The organism is Roseobacter cerffii (genome assembly GCF_054226325.1).
The window spans coordinates 4,091,315-4,109,908 of the sequence record NZ_CM135757.1; the positions used below are offsets into that span (position 1 = coordinate 4,091,315).

21 protein-coding genes are annotated in these 18,594 nt (G+C 59.0%); 17 read left to right on the forward strand and 4 right to left on the reverse strand.

The window, feature by feature from the left end:
* Positions 1-128 precede the first annotated feature (128 nt).
* Entirely contained in the window at positions 129-1,112 is a 984-nt protein-coding gene (locus ACVC7O_RS19920) for an aldo/keto reductase (RefSeq protein ID WP_458323854.1), read from the forward strand.
* Positions 1,113-1,207: 95 nt separating this feature from the next.
* Here ACVC7O_RS19920 and ACVC7O_RS19925 read toward each other — a convergent pair whose 3' ends face one another.
* Complete coding sequence (locus tag ACVC7O_RS19925) at positions 1,208-2,410, reverse strand: multidrug effflux MFS transporter (RefSeq protein WP_458323855.1); 1,203 nt, start codon at positions 2,408-2,410, stop codon at positions 1,208-1,210.
* A gap of 301 nt (positions 2,411-2,711) precedes the next feature.
* Positions 2,712-2,999, reverse strand: a complete 288-nt coding sequence (locus tag ACVC7O_RS19930) for an HU family DNA-binding protein (protein ID WP_263842166.1) — start codon at positions 2,997-2,999, stop codon at positions 2,712-2,714.
* A gap of 208 nt (positions 3,000-3,207) precedes the next feature.
* On the opposite strand from ACVC7O_RS19930, the gene ACVC7O_RS19935 reads away from it, so the two are divergent.
* From ACVC7O_RS19935 to ACVC7O_RS19980, 10 genes are all read left to right on the forward strand, one after another.
* Positions 3,208-3,420 carry a hypothetical protein gene (locus ACVC7O_RS19935; RefSeq protein WP_458323856.1) on the forward strand — a complete coding sequence of 71 codons (213 nt, stop codon included), beginning with the start codon at positions 3,208-3,210 and terminating at the stop codon, positions 3,418-3,420.
* Positions 3,413-3,643 (forward strand): histone H1, encoded by a 231-nt coding sequence (locus ACVC7O_RS19940; RefSeq protein WP_458323857.1) that lies wholly within the window; start codon positions 3,413-3,415, stop codon positions 3,641-3,643. The genes ACVC7O_RS19935 and ACVC7O_RS19940 overlap by 8 nt, the downstream gene beginning before the upstream one ends.
* 67 nt (positions 3,644-3,710) lie before the next feature.
* Positions 3,711-4,298 (forward strand): hypothetical protein, encoded by a 588-nt coding sequence (locus ACVC7O_RS19945; RefSeq protein WP_458323858.1) that lies wholly within the window; start codon positions 3,711-3,713, stop codon positions 4,296-4,298.
* A 196-nt stretch (positions 4,299-4,494) separates the two neighbouring features.
* Positions 4,495-5,379 carry an IS1 family transposase gene (locus ACVC7O_RS19950; RefSeq protein ID WP_458323859.1) on the forward strand — a complete coding sequence of 295 codons (885 nt, stop codon included), beginning with the start codon at positions 4,495-4,497 and terminating at the stop codon, positions 5,377-5,379.
* A 72-nt stretch (positions 5,380-5,451) separates the two neighbouring features.
* Entirely contained in the window at positions 5,452-5,565 is a 114-nt protein-coding gene (locus tag ACVC7O_RS19955; protein ID WP_458326122.1) for a hypothetical protein, read from the forward strand.
* Positions 5,566-5,623: 58 nt separating this feature from the next.
* On the forward strand, positions 5,624-5,836 hold the full coding sequence (locus ACVC7O_RS19960) for a hypothetical protein (RefSeq protein WP_458323856.1): 213 nt from the start codon (positions 5,624-5,626) through the stop codon (positions 5,834-5,836).
* Entirely contained in the window at positions 5,829-6,059 is a 231-nt protein-coding gene (locus tag ACVC7O_RS19965) for a histone H1 (RefSeq protein WP_458323857.1), read from the forward strand. Before ACVC7O_RS19960 ends, ACVC7O_RS19965 begins: the two co-directional genes overlap by 8 nt.
* 67 nt (positions 6,060-6,126) lie before the next feature.
* Positions 6,127-6,714, forward strand: coding sequence for a hypothetical protein (locus tag ACVC7O_RS19970; RefSeq protein ID WP_458323858.1), 588 nt, complete (start codon positions 6,127-6,129; stop codon positions 6,712-6,714).
* A gap of 196 nt (positions 6,715-6,910) precedes the next feature.
* Positions 6,911-7,795, forward strand: a complete 885-nt coding sequence (locus ACVC7O_RS19975) for an IS1 family transposase (protein WP_458323859.1) — start codon at positions 6,911-6,913, stop codon at positions 7,793-7,795.
* A 72-nt stretch (positions 7,796-7,867) separates the two neighbouring features.
* Complete coding sequence (locus ACVC7O_RS19980) at positions 7,868-8,194, forward strand: type II toxin-antitoxin system PemK/MazF family toxin (protein ID WP_458326123.1); 327 nt, start codon at positions 7,868-7,870, stop codon at positions 8,192-8,194.
* 244 nt (positions 8,195-8,438) lie between these two features.
* Here ACVC7O_RS19980 and ACVC7O_RS19985 read toward each other — a convergent pair whose 3' ends face one another.
* Positions 8,439-9,902, reverse strand: a complete 1,464-nt coding sequence (locus ACVC7O_RS19985; protein WP_458323860.1) for an AMP nucleosidase — start codon at positions 9,900-9,902, stop codon at positions 8,439-8,441.
* Entirely contained in the window at positions 9,899-11,701 is a 1,803-nt protein-coding gene (gene ade / locus ACVC7O_RS19990; protein WP_458323861.1) for an adenine deaminase, read from the reverse strand. The genes ACVC7O_RS19985 and ade overlap by 4 nt, the downstream gene beginning before the upstream one ends.
* A gap of 50 nt (positions 11,702-11,751) precedes the next feature.
* Here ade and ACVC7O_RS19995 point away from each other — a divergent pair, with 50 nt between their 5' ends.
* The 6 genes from ACVC7O_RS19995 (at position 11,752) to ACVC7O_RS20020 (ending at position 18,575) form a co-directional block, all read left to right on the forward strand.
* Positions 11,752-12,174, forward strand: a complete 423-nt coding sequence (locus ACVC7O_RS19995; protein ID WP_458323862.1) for a glyoxalase — start codon at positions 11,752-11,754, stop codon at positions 12,172-12,174.
* A gap of 79 nt (positions 12,175-12,253) precedes the next feature.
* Entirely contained in the window at positions 12,254-13,009 is a 756-nt protein-coding gene (locus ACVC7O_RS20000; protein WP_458323863.1) for a class II aldolase and adducin N-terminal domain-containing protein, read from the forward strand.
* Positions 13,010-13,246: 237 nt separating this feature from the next.
* Positions 13,247-14,410 (forward strand): acyl-CoA dehydrogenase family protein, encoded by a 1,164-nt coding sequence (locus ACVC7O_RS20005; protein WP_458323864.1) that lies wholly within the window; start codon positions 13,247-13,249, stop codon positions 14,408-14,410.
* 27 nt (positions 14,411-14,437) lie between these two features.
* Positions 14,438-16,471 (forward strand): acetate--CoA ligase family protein, encoded by a 2,034-nt coding sequence (locus tag ACVC7O_RS20010; RefSeq protein WP_458323865.1) that lies wholly within the window; start codon positions 14,438-14,440, stop codon positions 16,469-16,471.
* Positions 16,472-17,251 (forward strand): carnitinyl-CoA dehydratase, encoded by a 780-nt coding sequence (locus ACVC7O_RS20015; protein ID WP_458323866.1) that lies wholly within the window; start codon positions 16,472-16,474, stop codon positions 17,249-17,251.
* A gap of 70 nt (positions 17,252-17,321) precedes the next feature.
* Positions 17,322-18,575: a glycosyltransferase family 4 protein gene (locus tag ACVC7O_RS20020; RefSeq protein ID WP_458323867.1), complete on the forward strand. Its 1,254-nt coding sequence runs from the start codon at positions 17,322-17,324 to the stop codon at positions 18,573-18,575.
* The last annotated feature ends 19 nt before the right edge of the window (positions 18,576-18,594 follow it).

Consider the following 18,594-nt stretch of genomic DNA (forward strand, 5'->3'; position numbering starts at 1 on the left):
AAACAAAGATGGCTGATCCTCTATTTCCGATTTTGGAAACCTCATTGCCAGTTTCTGGGGTATCTCTCTGAAATCGGAAATGCCATGTCCTATCGGACCACACAAGACAATCCGCATGAGGTGACAGGATGAAGCGCAGAACACTGGCGAGGGGCCTTGAGGTCTCGGCGATCGGGCTCGGCTGCATGGGCATGAGCGAATTCTATGGGCCGCGCGATGATGAGCAATCGATGCGCGCGCTGCATGAAGCCGCAGATCTTGGCATCGACTTTCTGGACACCGCAGACATGTATGGTCCGCGCCACAATGAAGCGTTGATCGGACGGTTTCTGGCCCAATCCAGCATACCGATGAAGATCGCCAGCAAATTCGGGATCGTCCGAAACCCCGGCGAATACCGGCGCAGCCTCGACAACAGCCCGGACTATGCGCGACAGGCCTGCGAGGGCTCGTTGCGGCGGCTCGGAGTAGAGCAGATCGACCTCTACTATGTGCATCGGATCAACCAGGCACAGAGCCTTGAGGATACCATCGGCGGCCTCTCCAGATTGGTGGAGGAGGGTAAGATCGCGCGGATCGGGCTCTGCGAGGTCAGCGCCGAAACGCTGCGCCGCGCCCATGCAGTGCACCCCATCGCAGCCCTGCAGACCGAGTATTCGCTGTGGTCGCGCGGGGTCGAGACAGAGGTGCTGCCTGTCTGTCGCGCACTTGGTATCGGGTTCGTGCCCTACTCCCCGTTAGGCCGTGGCTTTTTGACTGGCCGATTCCAGACTGCAGATGACCTCGCAGACGGAGATTTCCGCGCCTCGCTTCCGCGCTTCCAGGCCAAGGCCATGGAGACCAACCGTTCTATTGCCGACCTCGTTGGGCGTTTCGCCTCTCGCAAAGGCTGCACCCCGGCTCAGCTCTCGTTGGCGTGGCTGTTAGCGCAAGGCCCGGACATCGTTCCGATCCCCGGCACCAAGACGATCAGCCATTTGCGTGACAATGCCCGCGCCGTGGAGGTGACATTGAGCGATGCGGACTTGCGCGAAATCGAGACTGGTCTGGCAGAGCTTTCGATTGTCGGCGCGCGTTACACGGAAGAAGGCATGAAGGGAGTGAACGCATGAGACGCATGGCCAGATAGCTTTGGGCTGCCTCGACATTTTGGAAAGACCAGCGGCGAAAGCACCGCCTGTTTTTGCGCCAACGGGCATCCCTCAAGCTAGCGGCCATCCATATCAGCTTGCTTTGCTCTCAGCCTGATCGCGACAAGCACAGCGGCAAGCCCCGCGGCTGAGGCCGCAAGCATGAGGATCAGGAGTGTCAGCCCGGGGTCTTCTTCGGGCAAGGCAAAGCCGGTCAATGTGGTGAGGGCCGCGCCTCCGGCCACCACCAAGGCACCATTCAGCCCCGCGGCGCTCCCCGCAAGATTGGGCCGAACGGACATGGCCGACGCATTGCTGCTCGGCATTGTGATCCCGTTGCCGAGCCCGACGTAGATTGTACTGCTAAAGAAGAGAAGAGGCGAAACGAGGCCCGCCAGAGTGGCAATGATACCCGAGGCAAGACCGAGACAGGCAATCAGCCGGCCCGCTATCATCATCACAATCGGGTCGTAACTCGGCGCGAAACGGCCCGCAATGAACCCACCCAGCATGAAACCGGCGGTGATTGTTCCCATGAAAAATCCCAATTGAGCCGTGGTTACGCCGAATTGGGCCTGCGCGACCAAGGGTGCGCCCGTGAGGAATATGTAAAAGGCGCCAGTAGAGAACGCGCTGCACAGGGAGAACGCCCAAAAGAGAGGGGCTCGGAGCAGGTCGCCCAAGCGCTCGGGATTTGGTCGGTCAGCTTCCAACCGAGTTGGCTTGGTCTCTCCAAGATCGACCCAACACAGCGCGAGGAGGACGAGCCCCGAGATCGCATAGAAGTAAAAGTTTGCGCGCCACCCCAAGACGGTATCGAGCACACCGCCCAGCATCGGCCCCAACATCGGAGCAATGGCCATGGCCATACTGATGTATCCGATCAACCCCGCCGCCTGTCGCTCGGGTGTGGTGTCTCGGACGATGGCCAGTGAGAGCGCATAGCCCGCGATTACCCCACCTTGCAGCATTCGGAAGGCAAGGAACACCCACGCGTTCGTGGCCAGCGCGCAGCCAACCGACGCCGCAGTGAACACAAGCAAGGACACCAGCAGCATAGGGCGGCGACCGATCCGGTCTGATAGCGGGCCGACGACGAGCTGAATAACGGCAGTGATGGCGAGATAGCCCGGGACAGCCAGGCTCACGGTCGCATAGCTGACACCGAGGTCGGTCGCGATGCTGGCGAGCGCGGGCAAAAACATGTTCAACGACAGCGTAGAAAACGCTGTCAGCAAGATCAGCGTCAGAAGTGCGGGCGGTGTTCGAACTTTGCTCATTTTGACCCTTTTCGGTCTGGCAACAAAAAAGCCCCCGAACTTGGTTCGGGGGCGCATGGCAACGGATATGGAAACCGCTATTGGACCACGCGCCTCTCCACTACGACTACGACGATGCTGTTCGATTTCATTGAACGTCTCCTTCGGTCTCGACGCTAGCCACCATCGACGAACTTGGCAACGGTTGCGTGCACGGTCTAAGGCGGCGCGGCGAACATGCAATGCGGGTGCGCAGCGGATCAGCACCTACAAAAAAAGGGCCGCCCGAAGGCGACCCCTGAAAGTCTCGCGTAAGCGGCGGTTAGCCGTTCACGCTGTCCTTGAGCGCTTTGGCGATGGTCATCTTGACCACCTTGTCTGCGTCTTTCTTGAATTGCTCGCCTGTGGCGGGGTTCCGCACCATGCGCTCGGGGCGCTCGCGGCAGTAGATCTTGCCAACACCGGGCAGGGTCACGGCGCCACCGCCGGACACTTCGCGTGTGATCAGGTTGCACACAGCTTCCAGCGCTGCGCCTGCGGATTTCTTGTCGGACCCCATTTCGTCGGCCAGTGCCGCGACCAGTTGGGTCTTTGTCATTGGTTTCGCCATGTTCTTGTTCTCCTTCGCTGCCCGAACAGTTGGGCCTCATAACCGAAATCTACCCGGATGTTGTGTATGAACACAACGATTAGTGGAGCAATGCAAGGAAAAACATGCAAAATTAAGGTAATGTCTCACTTTGAAAACACGTTTTTCTAGTTTTCACCACCTCTAAGCCCCATGTTATGCTTAGCGACAAGCAGAATGAGGGTCGAGCATGAAGGTGAAGATCAAAGAATTCAAGGTTGAGATGGACGTCAAGAACAGCGGAATAGAGCTTCAGGTTCGTGACAATGACGGGACTTTACGCGGTGACTGTTACGTTACCAAAACTGGTCTGATCTGGTGTAAAGGGCAGACGACGCGGCAGAATGGCGTGAAGATGTCTTGGGATGACTTCATTGCTCAGATGGAGGCACAAGATGCCTAAGGGACCTAAGGGTGAAAAAAGACCTGCTGATGTGATCGGTAACGCTGTAAAGATTGCGCGGATTGCGACAGGAGAGATTGAAGACGACGTTGAGGATGATGGGAAAGACCCTGCGGCGAAGTCGCTGGGATCTCGCGGCGGAAAGGCTCGGGCGAAAAAGCTCACGCCAGAGCAAAGAAGCGAGATCGCGAAGAAGGCCGCAGCCAAGCGCTGGGGAGGATAACTCACTACACAACATCTTGCGATGAGTGGTGAGTGGTGATAATAGTTGAGGGGCAAAGGAGCCCCGCATGAGCAGCGCCGTCAACATCTCAGATAGCCAGATTAAGTCCTGGGAGCGTCAGGCATCTGATATTGAAGATAAAATTCGGATTCATGAGTCGCAGCTTAGTACGCTGAGGAAGTGGATCGAGGCCGCGAATCTTCTTCGCGATGCCGCGACTGCCTCACAGGCCAACCACACAGATACAAAAGTGGAACATCCTGAGTCATCCGATGCACGGTACACTGCGAAAAGCAGCAATGCCGCGTCTGAGGATGACGGACCCTCTCTTGTTGATGCAATTGTCATGGTGTTGCGAACGGCAGGAAAGCCTAAGGGGCACAAGCAGATTAAGGCAATGCTTGGGGGCACCGGATTTGACGTGCGACGCCTTAAGAGTTCTCCAAACTATTACTATACAGCCGTAAAGCGCCTCGTAGATCGTGACATCGTCGCAAAGTATCCAGACGGCACATACGAGCTGAATAAGAAAACGGACCTAGATGATGGTAGCCTGTTCAGCACTTCATCTAGGTCCTCTTTCGATACCGGGTCTAACCAGTCCGGTGAACCCCGTGCGCAAGGACGTGAAGCCGTTCCGGGGGGTGGTCCATGAGATTATAGGCATCATGTAAGCCTTTGAGGGCGCTTGATTTGTTGGTCCAAATTAGACGCCCTCAAAGCATATTTATCACTAAAATCAGGTATCTGCAAGATTTGGATTTTCGATCCAGACTAATCATTTCTATTGTCTGATAGAAAACACTCCACTCATACTTGACGCTAAGCAAAAAAGTTCACATATAGGAGGCATGAGACAATTGCCTACCGAAAAACGCGTCATGATCCTGAACATGCTGGTGGAAGGTATGTCCATGCGGGCAGTTTCTCGCACTGTTGGCGTATCCATCAACACTGTGACCAAACTGCTTGTCGATGCTGGCAACGCTTGTGCGGTCTATCATGACGAGGCCGTGCGGAACGTCAAAGTCAGTCGCGTTGAGTGCGATGAAATCTGGTCATTCTGGTACGCAAAGGAAAAGAACGTCGAAAAAGCGAAGGCGGCTCCCAAGGGTGCAGGCGACGTGTGGACGTGGACCGCGCTCGACGCTGATAGCAAAATGATCCTGTCCTATGAGATCGGGGACCGTTCTGCGGAGACCGCATATGACTTTATGCTTGATCTTAGCCGCCGCATTGATGGTCGCGTGCAGCTGACGACGGACGGCCACAAGGCGTACCTGGAGGTCGTAGAGGAGGTCTTTGGTGGTGAGATTGACTATGCCATGCTGGTGAAGCAGTACGGCAAGCCTGACGGTGGAGAAGGCCACGAGCGCAAGTATTCCCCGGCGATCTGCACAGGCGCGAAGAAGAAGAAAGTTTCAGGTGATCCGGTCAGGGAACTGATAAGCACGTCTTACGTAGAGCGGCAGAACCTTTCCATGCGAATGGGTATGCGCCGGTTCACTCGCCTCACCAACGCGTTCAGCAAAAAATTGCAGAACCACTTGCACATGCTTAGCCTGTATTTCGTGCATTATAATTTCGTGCGCATTCACAAGACGCTCAAGTGCACCCCGGCCATGGCTGCTGGTGTGAGCGATACGTTGCATGATATGGAGTGGATAGTCGGGTTGATCGACGCTCGAGCGGTGAAGCCCAAGCGCCCGTCGAAGTACAAGAAAAAGGTCTCATGAGTGACGATTAACTTTCACCCCCGCGCCGGGCAAATTCTTGTGTGTGATTTTCGTGGCTTCAAAGAACCGGAGATGGTCAAGGTTCGGCCTGTCATGGTTGTATCCCCCAAACTTCCCTTTCGCTCGCAGATTGCGGCGGTTGTGCCAATTAGGGTAATGTCTCACTTTGAAAACACGTTTTTCTAGTTTTCACCACCTCTAAGCCCCATGTTATGCTTAGCGACAAGCAGAATGAGGGTCGAGCATGAAGGTGAAGATCAAAGAATTCAAGGTTGAGATGGACGTCAAGAACAGCGGAATAGAGCTTCAGGTTCGTGACAATGACGGGACTTTACGCGGTGACTGTTACGTTACCAAAACTGGTCTGATCTGGTGTAAAGGGCAGACGACGCGGCAGAATGGCGTGAAGATGTCTTGGGATGACTTCATTGCTCAGATGGAGGCACAAGATGCCTAAGGGACCTAAGGGTGAAAAAAGACCTGCTGATGTGATCGGTAACGCTGTAAAGATTGCGCGGATTGCGACAGGAGAGATTGAAGACGACGTTGAGGATGATGGGAAAGACCCTGCGGCGAAGTCGCTGGGATCTCGCGGCGGAAAGGCTCGGGCGAAAAAGCTCACGCCAGAGCAAAGAAGCGAGATCGCGAAGAAGGCCGCAGCCAAGCGCTGGGGAGGATAACTCACTACACAACATCTTGCGATGAGTGGTGAGTGGTGATAATAGTTGAGGGGCAAAGGAGCCCCGCATGAGCAGCGCCGTCAACATCTCAGATAGCCAGATTAAGTCCTGGGAGCGTCAGGCATCTGATATTGAAGATAAAATTCGGATTCATGAGTCGCAGCTTAGTACGCTGAGGAAGTGGATCGAGGCCGCGAATCTTCTTCGCGATGCCGCGACTGCCTCACAGGCCAACCACACAGATACAAAAGTGGAACATCCTGAGTCATCCGATGCACGGTACACTGCGAAAAGCAGCAATGCCGCGTCTGAGGATGACGGACCCTCTCTTGTTGATGCAATTGTCATGGTGTTGCGAACGGCAGGAAAGCCTAAGGGGCACAAGCAGATTAAGGCAATGCTTGGGGGCACCGGATTTGACGTGCGACGCCTTAAGAGTTCTCCAAACTATTACTATACAGCCGTAAAGCGCCTCGTAGATCGTGACATCGTCGCAAAGTATCCAGACGGCACATACGAGCTGAATAAGAAAACGGACCTAGATGATGGTAGCCTGTTCAGCACTTCATCTAGGTCCTCTTTCGATACCGGGTCTAACCAGTCCGGTGAACCCCGTGCGCAAGGACGTGAAGCCGTTCCGGGGGGTGGTCCATGAGATTATAGGCATCATGTAAGCCTTTGAGGGCGCTTGATTTGTTGGTCCAAATTAGACGCCCTCAAAGCATATTTATCACTAAAATCAGGTATCTGCAAGATTTGGATTTTCGATCCAGACTAATCATTTCTATTGTCTGATAGAAAACACTCCACTCATACTTGACGCTAAGCAAAAAAGTTCACATATAGGAGGCATGAGACAATTGCCTACCGAAAAACGCGTCATGATCCTGAACATGCTGGTGGAAGGTATGTCCATGCGGGCAGTTTCTCGCACTGTTGGCGTATCCATCAACACTGTGACCAAACTGCTTGTCGATGCTGGCAACGCTTGTGCGGTCTATCATGACGAGGCCGTGCGGAACGTCAAAGTCAGTCGCGTTGAGTGCGATGAAATCTGGTCATTCTGGTACGCAAAGGAAAAGAACGTCGAAAAAGCGAAGGCGGCTCCCAAGGGTGCAGGCGACGTGTGGACGTGGACCGCGCTCGACGCTGATAGCAAAATGATCCTGTCCTATGAGATCGGGGACCGTTCTGCGGAGACCGCATATGACTTTATGCTTGATCTTAGCCGCCGCATTGATGGTCGCGTGCAGCTGACGACGGACGGCCACAAGGCGTACCTGGAGGTCGTAGAGGAGGTCTTTGGTGGTGAGATTGACTATGCCATGCTGGTGAAGCAGTACGGCAAGCCTGACGGTGGAGAAGGCCACGAGCGCAAGTATTCCCCGGCGATCTGCACAGGCGCGAAGAAGAAGAAAGTTTCAGGTGATCCGGTCAGGGAACTGATAAGCACGTCTTACGTAGAGCGGCAGAACCTTTCCATGCGAATGGGTATGCGCCGGTTCACTCGCCTCACCAACGCGTTCAGCAAAAAATTGCAGAACCACTTGCACATGCTTAGCCTGTATTTCGTGCATTATAATTTCGTGCGCATTCACAAGACGCTCAAGTGCACCCCGGCCATGGCTGCTGGTGTGAGCGATACGTTGCATGATATGGAGTGGATAGTCGGGTTGATCGACGCTCGAGCGGTGAAGCCCAAGCGCCCGTCGAAGTACAAGAAAAAGGTCTCATGAGTGACGATTAACTTTCACCCCCGCGCCGGGCAAATTCTTGTGTGTGATTTTCGTGGCTTCAAAGAACCGGAGATGGTCAAGGTTCGGCCTGTCATGGTTGTATCCCCCAAACTTCCCTTTCGCTCGCAGATTGCGGCGGTTGTGCCAATTAGCCTTCTGCCGCCCGCCCATAAGGAACCATATGTCGTTCGATTGTCTAAGAATTATCACCCAAATGAGGAGGATGATCTGCCATGTTGGGCAAAATGCGACATGATTTCGAATGTTGGTCTGTATCGACTTAAGGGATTCAAGCTAGACCGGCGCAAATGGGCAACACCACAAGCGAGCGCTGAAGATTTACAGTCGGTTAGGCAGGGTGTGCTATATGGCCTCGGCTTACACTCTAGTGACAAGTAATAACTTGTTACTTGTTTGAGTTAGCGAACCGCCTTACTTAGGGGTTGTATCCCGTTTATCGGGCTTTAAGACCTAGAGCACTAGGCAGGTTGGCCACCGAGCGATGACAAGCTTAGGTCAGCCTAGATATTGTCAAACGTCCTTAGACCCCGCTCCGGCGGGGTCTTTGCTTGCAAAGCTGTGATTTTTCAGTTTCAAAGTGAGACACTACCAAAATTAACCTATTTTATGGGGTTTTCGGCCCTCAGAGGAAGGCGGTCTCTTCAAAGGAGCGCAATTTCCGGCTGTGGATACGTTCCAGCGGCATGGTGCGCAAGCGCTCCATAGCCTGAATGCCGATCAGCAAATGGCGTGTCACCTGCGTTTTGTAGAAGTCCGAGGCCATGCCAGGCAGCTTCAGCTCGCCGTGCAGCGGCTTGTCGGAAACACAGAGCAGCGTGCCATAGGGCACCCGGAAGCGGTAGCCGTTGGCTGCAATCGTGGCGCTCTCCATATCGAGGGCGACGGCGCGCGACTGGCTGAGCCGTTGCACCGGGCCGGACTGATCGCGCAGTTCCCAGTTGCGATTGTCGATGGTGGCCACGGTGCCGGTGCGCATGATGCGCTTGAGCTCGTAGCCTTCGAGCGCGGTGACTTCCGCCACCGCCTGTTCCAGCGCAATCTGGATTTCGGCCAGCGCCGGGATCGGCACCCAGACGGGCAGGTCATCGTCCAGCACGTGGTCTTCGCGCAAATACGCGTGGGCGAGCACGAAATCCCCGAGCGCCTGTGAGTTGCGCAGGCCAGCACAGTGGCCGACCATGAGCCAGGCATGCGGGCGCAAGACGGCAATATGGTCTGTCGCCGTTTTTGCGTTCGACGGGCCGACACCGATGTTCACCAGCGTGATGCCGGACCCATCGGCACGCTTCAGGTGATAGGTTGGCATTTGAGGCGTCTTGATCGCTTCGGCCAGCGGCGCGTCGCCGGTGGTGATCGTGGCGTTGTCGGTTGAGACGAAGGCGGTGTAGCCCGAGGCCGGGTCATCAAGCTGCGCACGCGCATAGGCCTCGAACTCAGAGACATAGAACTGGTAGTTCGTGAACAGCACGTGGTTCTGGAAATGCGCAGGATCAGTTGCGGTGTAATGCGCAAGGCGCGCGAGCGAATAGTCGACACGCTGCGCCGTGAAAGGTGCGAGCGGGCCGATGTCATCGACGGGCACATAGGTGCCATTCACGATATCATCGTTTGTCGTTGAGAGATCCGGCACGTCGAAGACATCGCGCAGAGTGAACGCAGCAGCGCCCTCCTGCGGCACGGTGATGCTGCTGTCGTTGGCCACGGCAAAATGCACCGGGATCGGAGTTTCGGAGGGGCCGATGATCACCGGCTGGTCGTGGTTCTCGATCAGCAGGCCAATCTGCTGCGTGAGGTAGCTGCGGAAGAGGTCTGGGCGGGTGATCGTGGCGCGGAAGCTGCCGGGAGCCGAGACATGTCCGAAGCTCAGCCGCGTGTCGACTTGTGCGAAGGTGGAGGTGCGGAAAAGAACCTCCGGATAAAAGGCGCGGATGCGGCCTTGCGGTGCGCCCTCGCTCATGGCCGTGCTGAAATGTGCGCAGAGGAACTCGGTAGCTTGGGTGTAGAGCTCTTCCAGCCGCGCCACGGCGGCTTTGGCGTCGGTAAACTCTTCGACAGCGGGTGCGGTTGGGGTCAGGATATTGGTCATGAGAGCGGTTCCACCACGGGAATAAAGTCAAATGTGCGCACGTCAACGAGGCCGAGGTCCGAAATGCGGAGTTCGGGAATGACCACAAGCGCCAGCAACGAGTGCTGCATGTAGGCGTTGTTGAGCGTACAGCCGCAGGCGCGCATGGCGTCCATCATCTTGTCGGCTTTGGCTGCGACGTCCGCGGCGGGCAAGTCGGACATCAGCCCCGCAATGGGGAGCTCCACCAACGCCAATTCAGCGCCGTCCTTGAAGATGACTATACCGCCGCCGACTTCGCCGAGCCGGTTCGCCGCCATAGCCATGTGCGCGGCATCGGTGCCGACGACGATCATGTGATGGCTGTCGTGCGCCACTGTGGACGCCATGGCCATCGGCCCCTCGTAACCGAAGCCGGAGACAAAGGCGTTGGTCACCTGACCTGTCCCGCGGTGCCGCTCGACGAGCGCGATCTGGGCCACGTCGCCTGTCGCCTGCACGCGGCCTTCAGTGACCGGAAGCTCGAACTGCAGCGCCTTAGTGGGGGCCTGGTTTTCGACCACACCGATGACATTGGCGCGCACGGCATTGGCGCCTGAGGGGGCGGGGATTATGAAATCGCTCGCGGTGAGCGTCTTGCCCAGATGCACCGTCTGCCGCGCAGTGGCAGGCCAGGCGTAATGCGGGCAGTCGACGAGGCAGGTGCCGGTCTCCGCAACGATCTGGCCACGCGCAACGACGGTTTCGATGGGCAGGGTAATGAGATCGGAGGTCAGGATCACATCGGCCCGTCGCCCGGGCGTGAGAGAGCCGATCTCACGCTCGAGCCCGAAATGCGTGGCGGTGTTGATCGTCGCCATTTGCAGCGCCACCAGAGCGTCACACCCGCAGTCGATGGCGTGACGGACCACGCGGTTCATGTGTCCATCGTTGACCAGCGTGCCGGAGTGGCAGTCATCCGTGCACAAGATCATGTTGCGCGGGTCGAGGCCCTTTTCGGTAATCGCCGTGATCTGGCTTTCCACATCATACCACGCCGAGCCGAGCCGGATCATCGACCGCATCCCCTGCCGCATCCGCGCAATGGCATCCTGCTCGCAGGTGCCCTCGTGATCGTCCGCCGGTCCGCCCGCCACATAACCCGCGAAGGCGGCGCCAAGATCGGGGGAGGCGTAATGCCCGCCGACCGTTTTGCCCGCCACTTGCGTCGCGGCAATCTCGGCCAGCATCTTGGGATCGGCGTTCGACACACCCGGAAAGTTCATCATCTCGCCCAGCCCGATGATGCCGGGCCAGGTCATCGCCTCGGCCACATCCTCTGGCGTGATCTCGTATCCGGTGGTCTCCATGCCGGGCGCCGAGGGCGCGCAAGAGGGCATCTGGGTGAAGATGTTGACCGGCTGCATCAGCGCTTCGTCGTGCATCATGCGGACGCCTTCGAGGCCCAGCACATTGGCGATCTCATGCGGGTCGGTAAACATCGAGGTCGTCCCGTGCGGGATCACGGCCCGGGCGAATTCCGCCGGGGTCAGCATGCCGCTTTCGATGTGCATATGCCCGTCGCAGAGGCCGGGGATCATGTAGCGGCCATGCGCTTCGATAATCTGCGTGTCGGGCCCGATGCAGTGCGCCGCATCCGGTACCACACAGGCGATGCGGCCCGCGACAATGGCGATGTCGTGGCTGTCCAGCACTTCACGGGTATGGACATTGACCCACTTGCCTGCGCGAATGACGGTATCGGCGGGGCTGCGCCCGGTTGCCACAGCAATCAGTTGAGCTGCGGTCTCGGGCCATGAAGGGAAGGGTGTCTGCGTCATGTCCCTAGGTGCCATGGGATTTTGGGATGTTCAAGCAGGGAGCGATGCGGATGGACTATGAAACCGTGTCAGCAGATGATTTCGGCAAAAGCCTGCGTGGCATCGGGCTGAACCTTCTGGTGCGCGACGTGCGCGCGACAGCAGCTTTTCTGAAGCAGGTCTTCCAGGTCGGCGTGCATCGCCTGACCGAAGACTTCGCCATCATCACCTATGGCGCCGATGTGTTTCAATTGCACAGCGATGGCACGTACGGGGCAAATCCGCTGCTGGGGTTGGTGCCGGAGAACCCGCCCAGAGGCGCGGGCCTCGAGATCCGGCTATATGATACTGACCCGGAGGCCGCGGTCGCGCGCGCCGAAGCCGTCGGTGCCGTGATCCTGCAACCGCCCGCCGACAAACCGCATGGGCTGCGCGAGGCCTATATCCTTTGCGCGGATGGATACGCCTGGGTGCCAAGCCGCCCGCTCGAATAAGAGGGCGCTGTCGCATTTTGGCTAGCCAGTCGCATTTGGGCGTGGTTCAAATCGCACAAAGCCGCAGGAGGTATCGTCCATGTCTGTCCCGCATATTCGGCCCAATCTCGACCATTGGCAGGCGCGTGTCGATCTGGCAGCCGCCTTCCGCTGGACGGTACGGTTGAACATGCACGAGGCCGTTGCAAACCATTTCAGCTTGGCAATCAACGAGGACGGGACGCAGTTCCTGATGAACCCCAACCAGATGCATTTTGCGCGCATCAAGGCGTCGGACCTGATTGTGGTGGATGCCAATGACCCCGCCAGCATGGAGGGGCCGGATGCGCCGGACCCCACGGCCTGGGGTCTGCATGGAGGGCTGCATCGCCACTGTCCGCACGCGCGCTGTGCCATGCATGTGCACTCGCCTTATGCCACGGCACTGGCCGCTTTGGCTGACAGCCAGTTACCGCCGGTAGATCAAAACGCATGCACCTTTTTTAACCGCGTCGTGGTCGATGAAAACTATGGCGGGCTGGCCTTTGAGGATGAAGGAGAGCGCTGTGCGCGGCTCTTCCGCGACCCCAAGCAGAAGGTCATGGTGATGGGCAATCACGGGGTGATGGTCATCGGCGAGACGGTAGCGGAGACCTTCAACCGGCTCTACTACTTCGAGCGGGCGTGCATGACCTATATACTCGCGCTGCAAACGGGCCGACCTCTGCGCGTGCTGTCGGATGAGGTTGCAGAGAAGACGGCGCAGGAGCTCGAGAGCTATCCCGAACAGGATGCGCGCCATCTGGCGGAACTCAAAGCGATCCTCGACGAGGAAGGCAGCACCTATGCGAGTTGAACGGTCGTGTGAGCCCGTTGACGAGGCAAAACGCTGGACCAGCACCCGGCGGCTGGCGCCGCGACGCTGAGCAGCTGACACTTTTCTTTTCCGTCACCTTACGCGGCTTTATCCACACCCAATCGAATAATTGGCCGCGTCTGGTGACGGACAGCGGGGATCATGCACAGGCATGCGCCCCGCAAGACGCGATGCAGCCGTCGCTTGCCTTTTTGAGACCTGTTCGGGGAGTTGTTCATGACCACTTATGGGCTGACTGAAGAACATCAGATGATTGCGGAAACTGTCCGCAGCTTTGTCGAGAATGAAATCTATCCGCATGAGGAATTGGTGGAGCGCACCGGCGAGGTGCCTCGCGAGATCGCGCAGGAGATCAAACGCAAGACACTCGAGCTCGGGTTTTACGCCTGCAACTTTCCCGAAAGCGCGGGCGGGGCTGGGCTGAACCACCTCGAATTCGCGCTTGTGGAGCGCGAGCTCGGCCGTGGGTCAATGGCGCTCACGCATTTCTTTGGCCGCCCGCAGAACATCCTGATGGCCTGCGACGGTGATCAGGTGGAGCGCTATCTGATGCCAGCGGTGCGCGGCGAGAAGATGGATGCGCTCGCCATGACCGAACCGGGGGCTGGATCGGACGTGCGGGGCATGACATGCGCAGCGGTCCGGGACGGTGGCGATTGGGTCGTCAATGGGACCAAACACTTTATCTCCGGCGCTGAACATGCGGACTTCATCATCGTCTTCATCGCCACCGGCGAGGACCAGACCCCCAAGGGTCCGAAGAAGCGTATAACGGCTTTTCTCATGGATCGCGGCACCCCGGGTTTCACGATCCGGGACGGGTACAAATCGGTCAGTCACCGAGGCTACAAGAACATGATCCTCGAGTTTGACGATTGCCGCTTGCCGGATGCGCAGGTGCTTGGCGTAGTCGATGGCGGGTTTGAAGTGATGAACACCTGGCTCTATGCAACACGGATAACGGTCGCTGCGATGTCTGTGGGGCGCGCGCGCCGGGTGTTCGATTATGCATTGAACTACGCGGCTGAGCGGGAACAATTCGGCCAGAAGATCGGAAAATTCCAAGGGGTGAGTTTTCAGCTGGCCGATATGGTCACCGAGATCGATGCCGCCGATTTGCTGACGCTTGCGAGCGCGGACCGGCTGGACAAGGGCCTGTCAGCCAATCGCGAGATTGCGAGTGCGAAACTCTATGCGTCGGAGATGCTGGCCCGGGTCACGGACGCCGCGATCCAGATCCACGGCGGTATGGGGCTGATGGATGACTACCCGCTGGAGCGGTTCTGGCGCGATGCGCGGGTGGAGCGGATCTGGGACGGGACGAGCGAGATCCAGCGCCACATCATCAGCCGCGACCTGCTGCGCGCCTTGGGGGCGTGACGGGGCATGCCGGGGGACGGGATCGCCATGCGCCGTGATCTGTCGCGGCTGCTGCGCCCTCGGTCGGTGGCGGTGGTGGGTGGTGGTGGCTGGTGCCGTCAGGTGGTTCGCCAGTTGCAAGGCATGGAGTTTGCGGGAAAGGTCTGGCGGGTGCATCCCGATGCCACACCCGTGGAAGGTATCGCCGCGGTGCCCTCCGTTGCTGACTTGCCGGGTGTGCCCGATGCGGCTTTCATCGGGGTGAACCGGCAGCTGACCATCGATATCGTCTCGGCCCTGTCACGGCAGGGTGCTGGCGGTGCGGTCTGTTTTGCGTCCGGTTTTTCAGAAGCGGTCGGCGAAGATGCGGCGGCGGGCGATCTGCAAGCGGCGCTGGTCGCAGCGGCGGGTAAGATGCCGATCCTTGGCCCGAATTGCTATGGATTCATCAATGCGCTGGACGGCGCGCTGCTCTGGCCAGACCAGCATGGCTGTGCGCCGGTGGATCGGGGTGTCGCGATCCTGACACAGAGCTCGAACATCGCGATCAACCTCACCATGCAGCGACGCGGAGTGCCTTTGGCCTATGTGGTCACCTGCGGAAACATGGCACAGACGCGGCAGGCGGTGATCGCAGAAGCCCTGCTGGATGATCCGCGCGTCACCGCGATTGGTCTGCACGTCGAGGGGTTTCGCGATGTGGCAGACTGGGTCGCGCTGGCGCAAAAGGCGCATGAGAAAGGCGTGCCGCTGGTCGCTCTCAAGGTAGGTGCGTCGGAGCAGGCGCAGCGCGCGACGATCTCGCATACCGCGTCCCTCGCGGGAAGCGATGCTGGTGCCGACGCGCTGCTCCAACGCCTCGGGATTGCGCGGGTGCATGATTTGCCGGGTTTCCTTGAGACCCTGAAGCTTCTGCATTGCAGTGGCCGGCTGACCAGCAATACTCTGTCCTGCGTCAGCTGTTCGGGCGGCGAGGCGAGCCTCGCGGCAGATACCGCAACGGGCTTCGATCTGTCGCTTCCCGCTTTGACCGATACCCAGACAGCGGCTTTGGAAGAGGCGCTCGGGCCGATGGTCGCGCTGTCCAATCCGTTGGACTACCACACCTATATCTGGGGGGACGCGGCGAAGATGGCGGCGGCATGGCGGCCAATGGCGGTGTCGCATATCGGATTGCTGATGCTGATCGTCGACTATCCGCACACCGATGCCAGCGACTGGGCGAGTGCCACGCAGGCCGCGATTGCCGTGCGCCGGGACAGCGGTCGCCCCGTGGCGGTAGTCGCAACACTGCCGGAACTGATGCCCGAGGCCGTTACCGCTGACCTGATGGCTGCGGGTGTGACGCCGCTCTGCGGGCTGCGCGAGGCGATGGTCGCGGCGGAGGCGGCATCGCGGTCGGGCACGCCGCATCCCCTGCCCCCGATGCTGCCGGCACCCGAGCGACCAACCCACACTTTGAATGAAGCCGACGCGAAGACGCTGCTGGAGGCGCATGGTCTCGCCACGCCGCGTGGTGTCGTTCTGGACCGGATCGAACCGGATGCAGCGTCAGATCTGACGGCGCCGCTTGTTCTGAAAGCTCAGGGGCTTGCTCATAAGTCCGAGGCTGGTGCAGTGCGCCTGAACCTGACCCACGCTGAGCTTTCCAAGGCGGCGCGCGATATGGACGTGGAAAGCTACCTAGTCGAAGAGATGGTACAGAACGCGGTGGCCGAGCTGTTGATCGGCATGACACGAGACCCGGCCCATGGCGCTGTTTTGACGCTTGGCGCGGGCGGCATTCTGACCGAACTCTGGCAGGACAGCGTGTCTCTTTTATTACCGGTTCGCGAAGCAGATGTGGCGCAGGCGCTGGCACAGCTGCGCGTCTACCCGTTGCTGATGGGATATCGCGGAAAACAAGCCGCCAATATGAGCACCATCATCGCGACGGTGATGGCCTTGCAAGACTGTGTCATTGCGCAGGGTGACGCGATCAGCGAGGTTGAGATCAACCCGCTGATCTGTACGCCCGACGGCGCCATTGCCGCTGATGCCCTGATGTCCGTAGCGCGCGGCAGTCAACCAAAGGAGACCTGAATGGAGCCGATCAAAACCACCCGCAAAGGGGCGATCCTGCAGGTGACCCTGGACCGGCCCAAAGCCAATGCCATCGACCTCAAGACCTCGCGCGTGATGGGTGAGGTCTTCGCCGGGTTTCGCGACGATCCTGAATTGCGGGTGGCGATCCTGACCGCGGCGGGTGAGAAGTTCTTTTGCCCGGGCTGGGATCTCAAAGCCGCCGCAGAGGGTGATGCGGTCGACGGCGATTATGGGGTCGGCGGGTTTGGTGGGTTGCAGGAGTTGCGCGGGCTCAACAAACCGGTGATTGCCGCGGTGAATGGTATTGCCTGCGGCGGGGGCTTGGAGCTGGCACTGAGCGCGGACATGATCCTCGCCGCAGAGCATGCAACCTTCGCCCTCCCGGAAATCCGTTCGGGAACGGTGGCCGACGCCGCCTCCGTGAAGCTTCCCAAGCGCATCCCTTATCATATCGCGATGGAACTGTTGCTGACCGGGCGCTGGTTCGATGCCGAGGAGGCGCATCGCTGGGGGCTCGTCAACGAAATCCTGTCAGCGGAGGTACTGATGGACCGGGCCTGGGCGCTGGCCGAGGTGCTCGCCTCGGGTCCGCCCCTAGTATACGCAGCGATCAAGGAGATCGTGCGCGATGCGGAGGATGCGAAGTTCCAGGACGCGCTGAACCGCATCACTCAACGCCAGTTGGAGACGGTCGACAGGCTCTATTCCTCTGAAGATCAGCTGGAGGGCGCGCGCGCCTTCGCGGAAAAGCGCGATCCGATCTGGAAAGGCCGCTAGGCGGGTTTGCCATCGCCCGCCGTCTGCCGATAAGAGACGCAAAAGCCACCCGTGATGAGTGTGAGGTCCGATGAAGCTGCTTTTCGTGCATCAGAACATGCCGGGCCAATATCGCGAGATCGTGCAGTGGCTGCTGGCCACCGGCGACCACGAGATCGCCTTCCTCACACAGCGCCGCGCCCCACCGCGATTCGATGGCCTGCGCACGGTGATCTACAAGCCGCATCACGTGCCGGGCAAGGACACGTATGGGCTGTCGAAGGTTTGGGAAGAGGCGACCGGGTCGGGCTTTGGTGCGGCGATGGCGGCGCGCAAACTCGAGCGGGACGAGGGGTTCAAACCGGACATCGTCATTGGTCACGTGGGTTGGGGCGAGCTGACCTTTTTCAAGCAGGTCTGGCCGGACGTGCCGATCATCGGGTACTTCGAGTATTACTATAACCTGCAGGGCGGTCTGGTGGGGTTTGACCCCGACGAGACCGTCTCGGACCACGCGCCGTTCCTGATGCAGGCGCGCAATGCGGTGCCATTGGCGAATATCGAGACGGTCGACATCGGGCAGTGCCCGACGCTGTGGCAGCGCGACCGATTTCCTGAAAGTTTTCACGACCGCATGTATGTCTGCCACGATGGCATCCGCACCGACACGCTGGTGCCAAACCCGAAGGCTGCGCTGTCGCTAGGGCGGCTGGACCGGCCTTTGACGCGAGACGACGAGGTGATCACCTATGTGGCGCGCAACCTCGAGAAGACGCGCGGGTTCCACGTGCTGATGCGGGCGCTGCCGCGGATCTTGCGCGAACGACCCAAGGCGCGGGTGCTGATCATCGGCGGCAATGATGTTTCTTACGGCGGAAAATCGGAGAAACCGGGCGGGCTGCGCGCCGAGATGGAAAAAGAGGTGGGCGATGCGCTTGACTGGAGCCGCCTGCATTTTCTGGGACAGATCCCCTACCCTGATTTCCAGACGTTGGTCCAGCTCGGCCGTTGTCACATCTATCTGACCATGCCGTTTGTACTGTCCTGGTCGCTGATGGAAGCGATGGCCATGCAGGCAACCATCGTTGCCTCGGATGTTGCCCCGGTGCGCGAGGTGATCACCCATGGTGAGACCGGGCTTCTGGTTGATTTCCATACACCCGATGCGTTGGCAGAGCAGGTGATCAACGTACTGGCAGAGCCGACGGCCCATGCGCATCTGGGCCCTGCAGCGCGTGCGCATGTCGTGGAGCATCACGATTTCCGAACGCGCTGCTTGCCGGAACATCTGCGGCGGATCAACGCGCTGGTGCCCCAGCCGCGCCGGATGCAGATCCCGACCTGAGGGTGGCTTGCACCCGGCG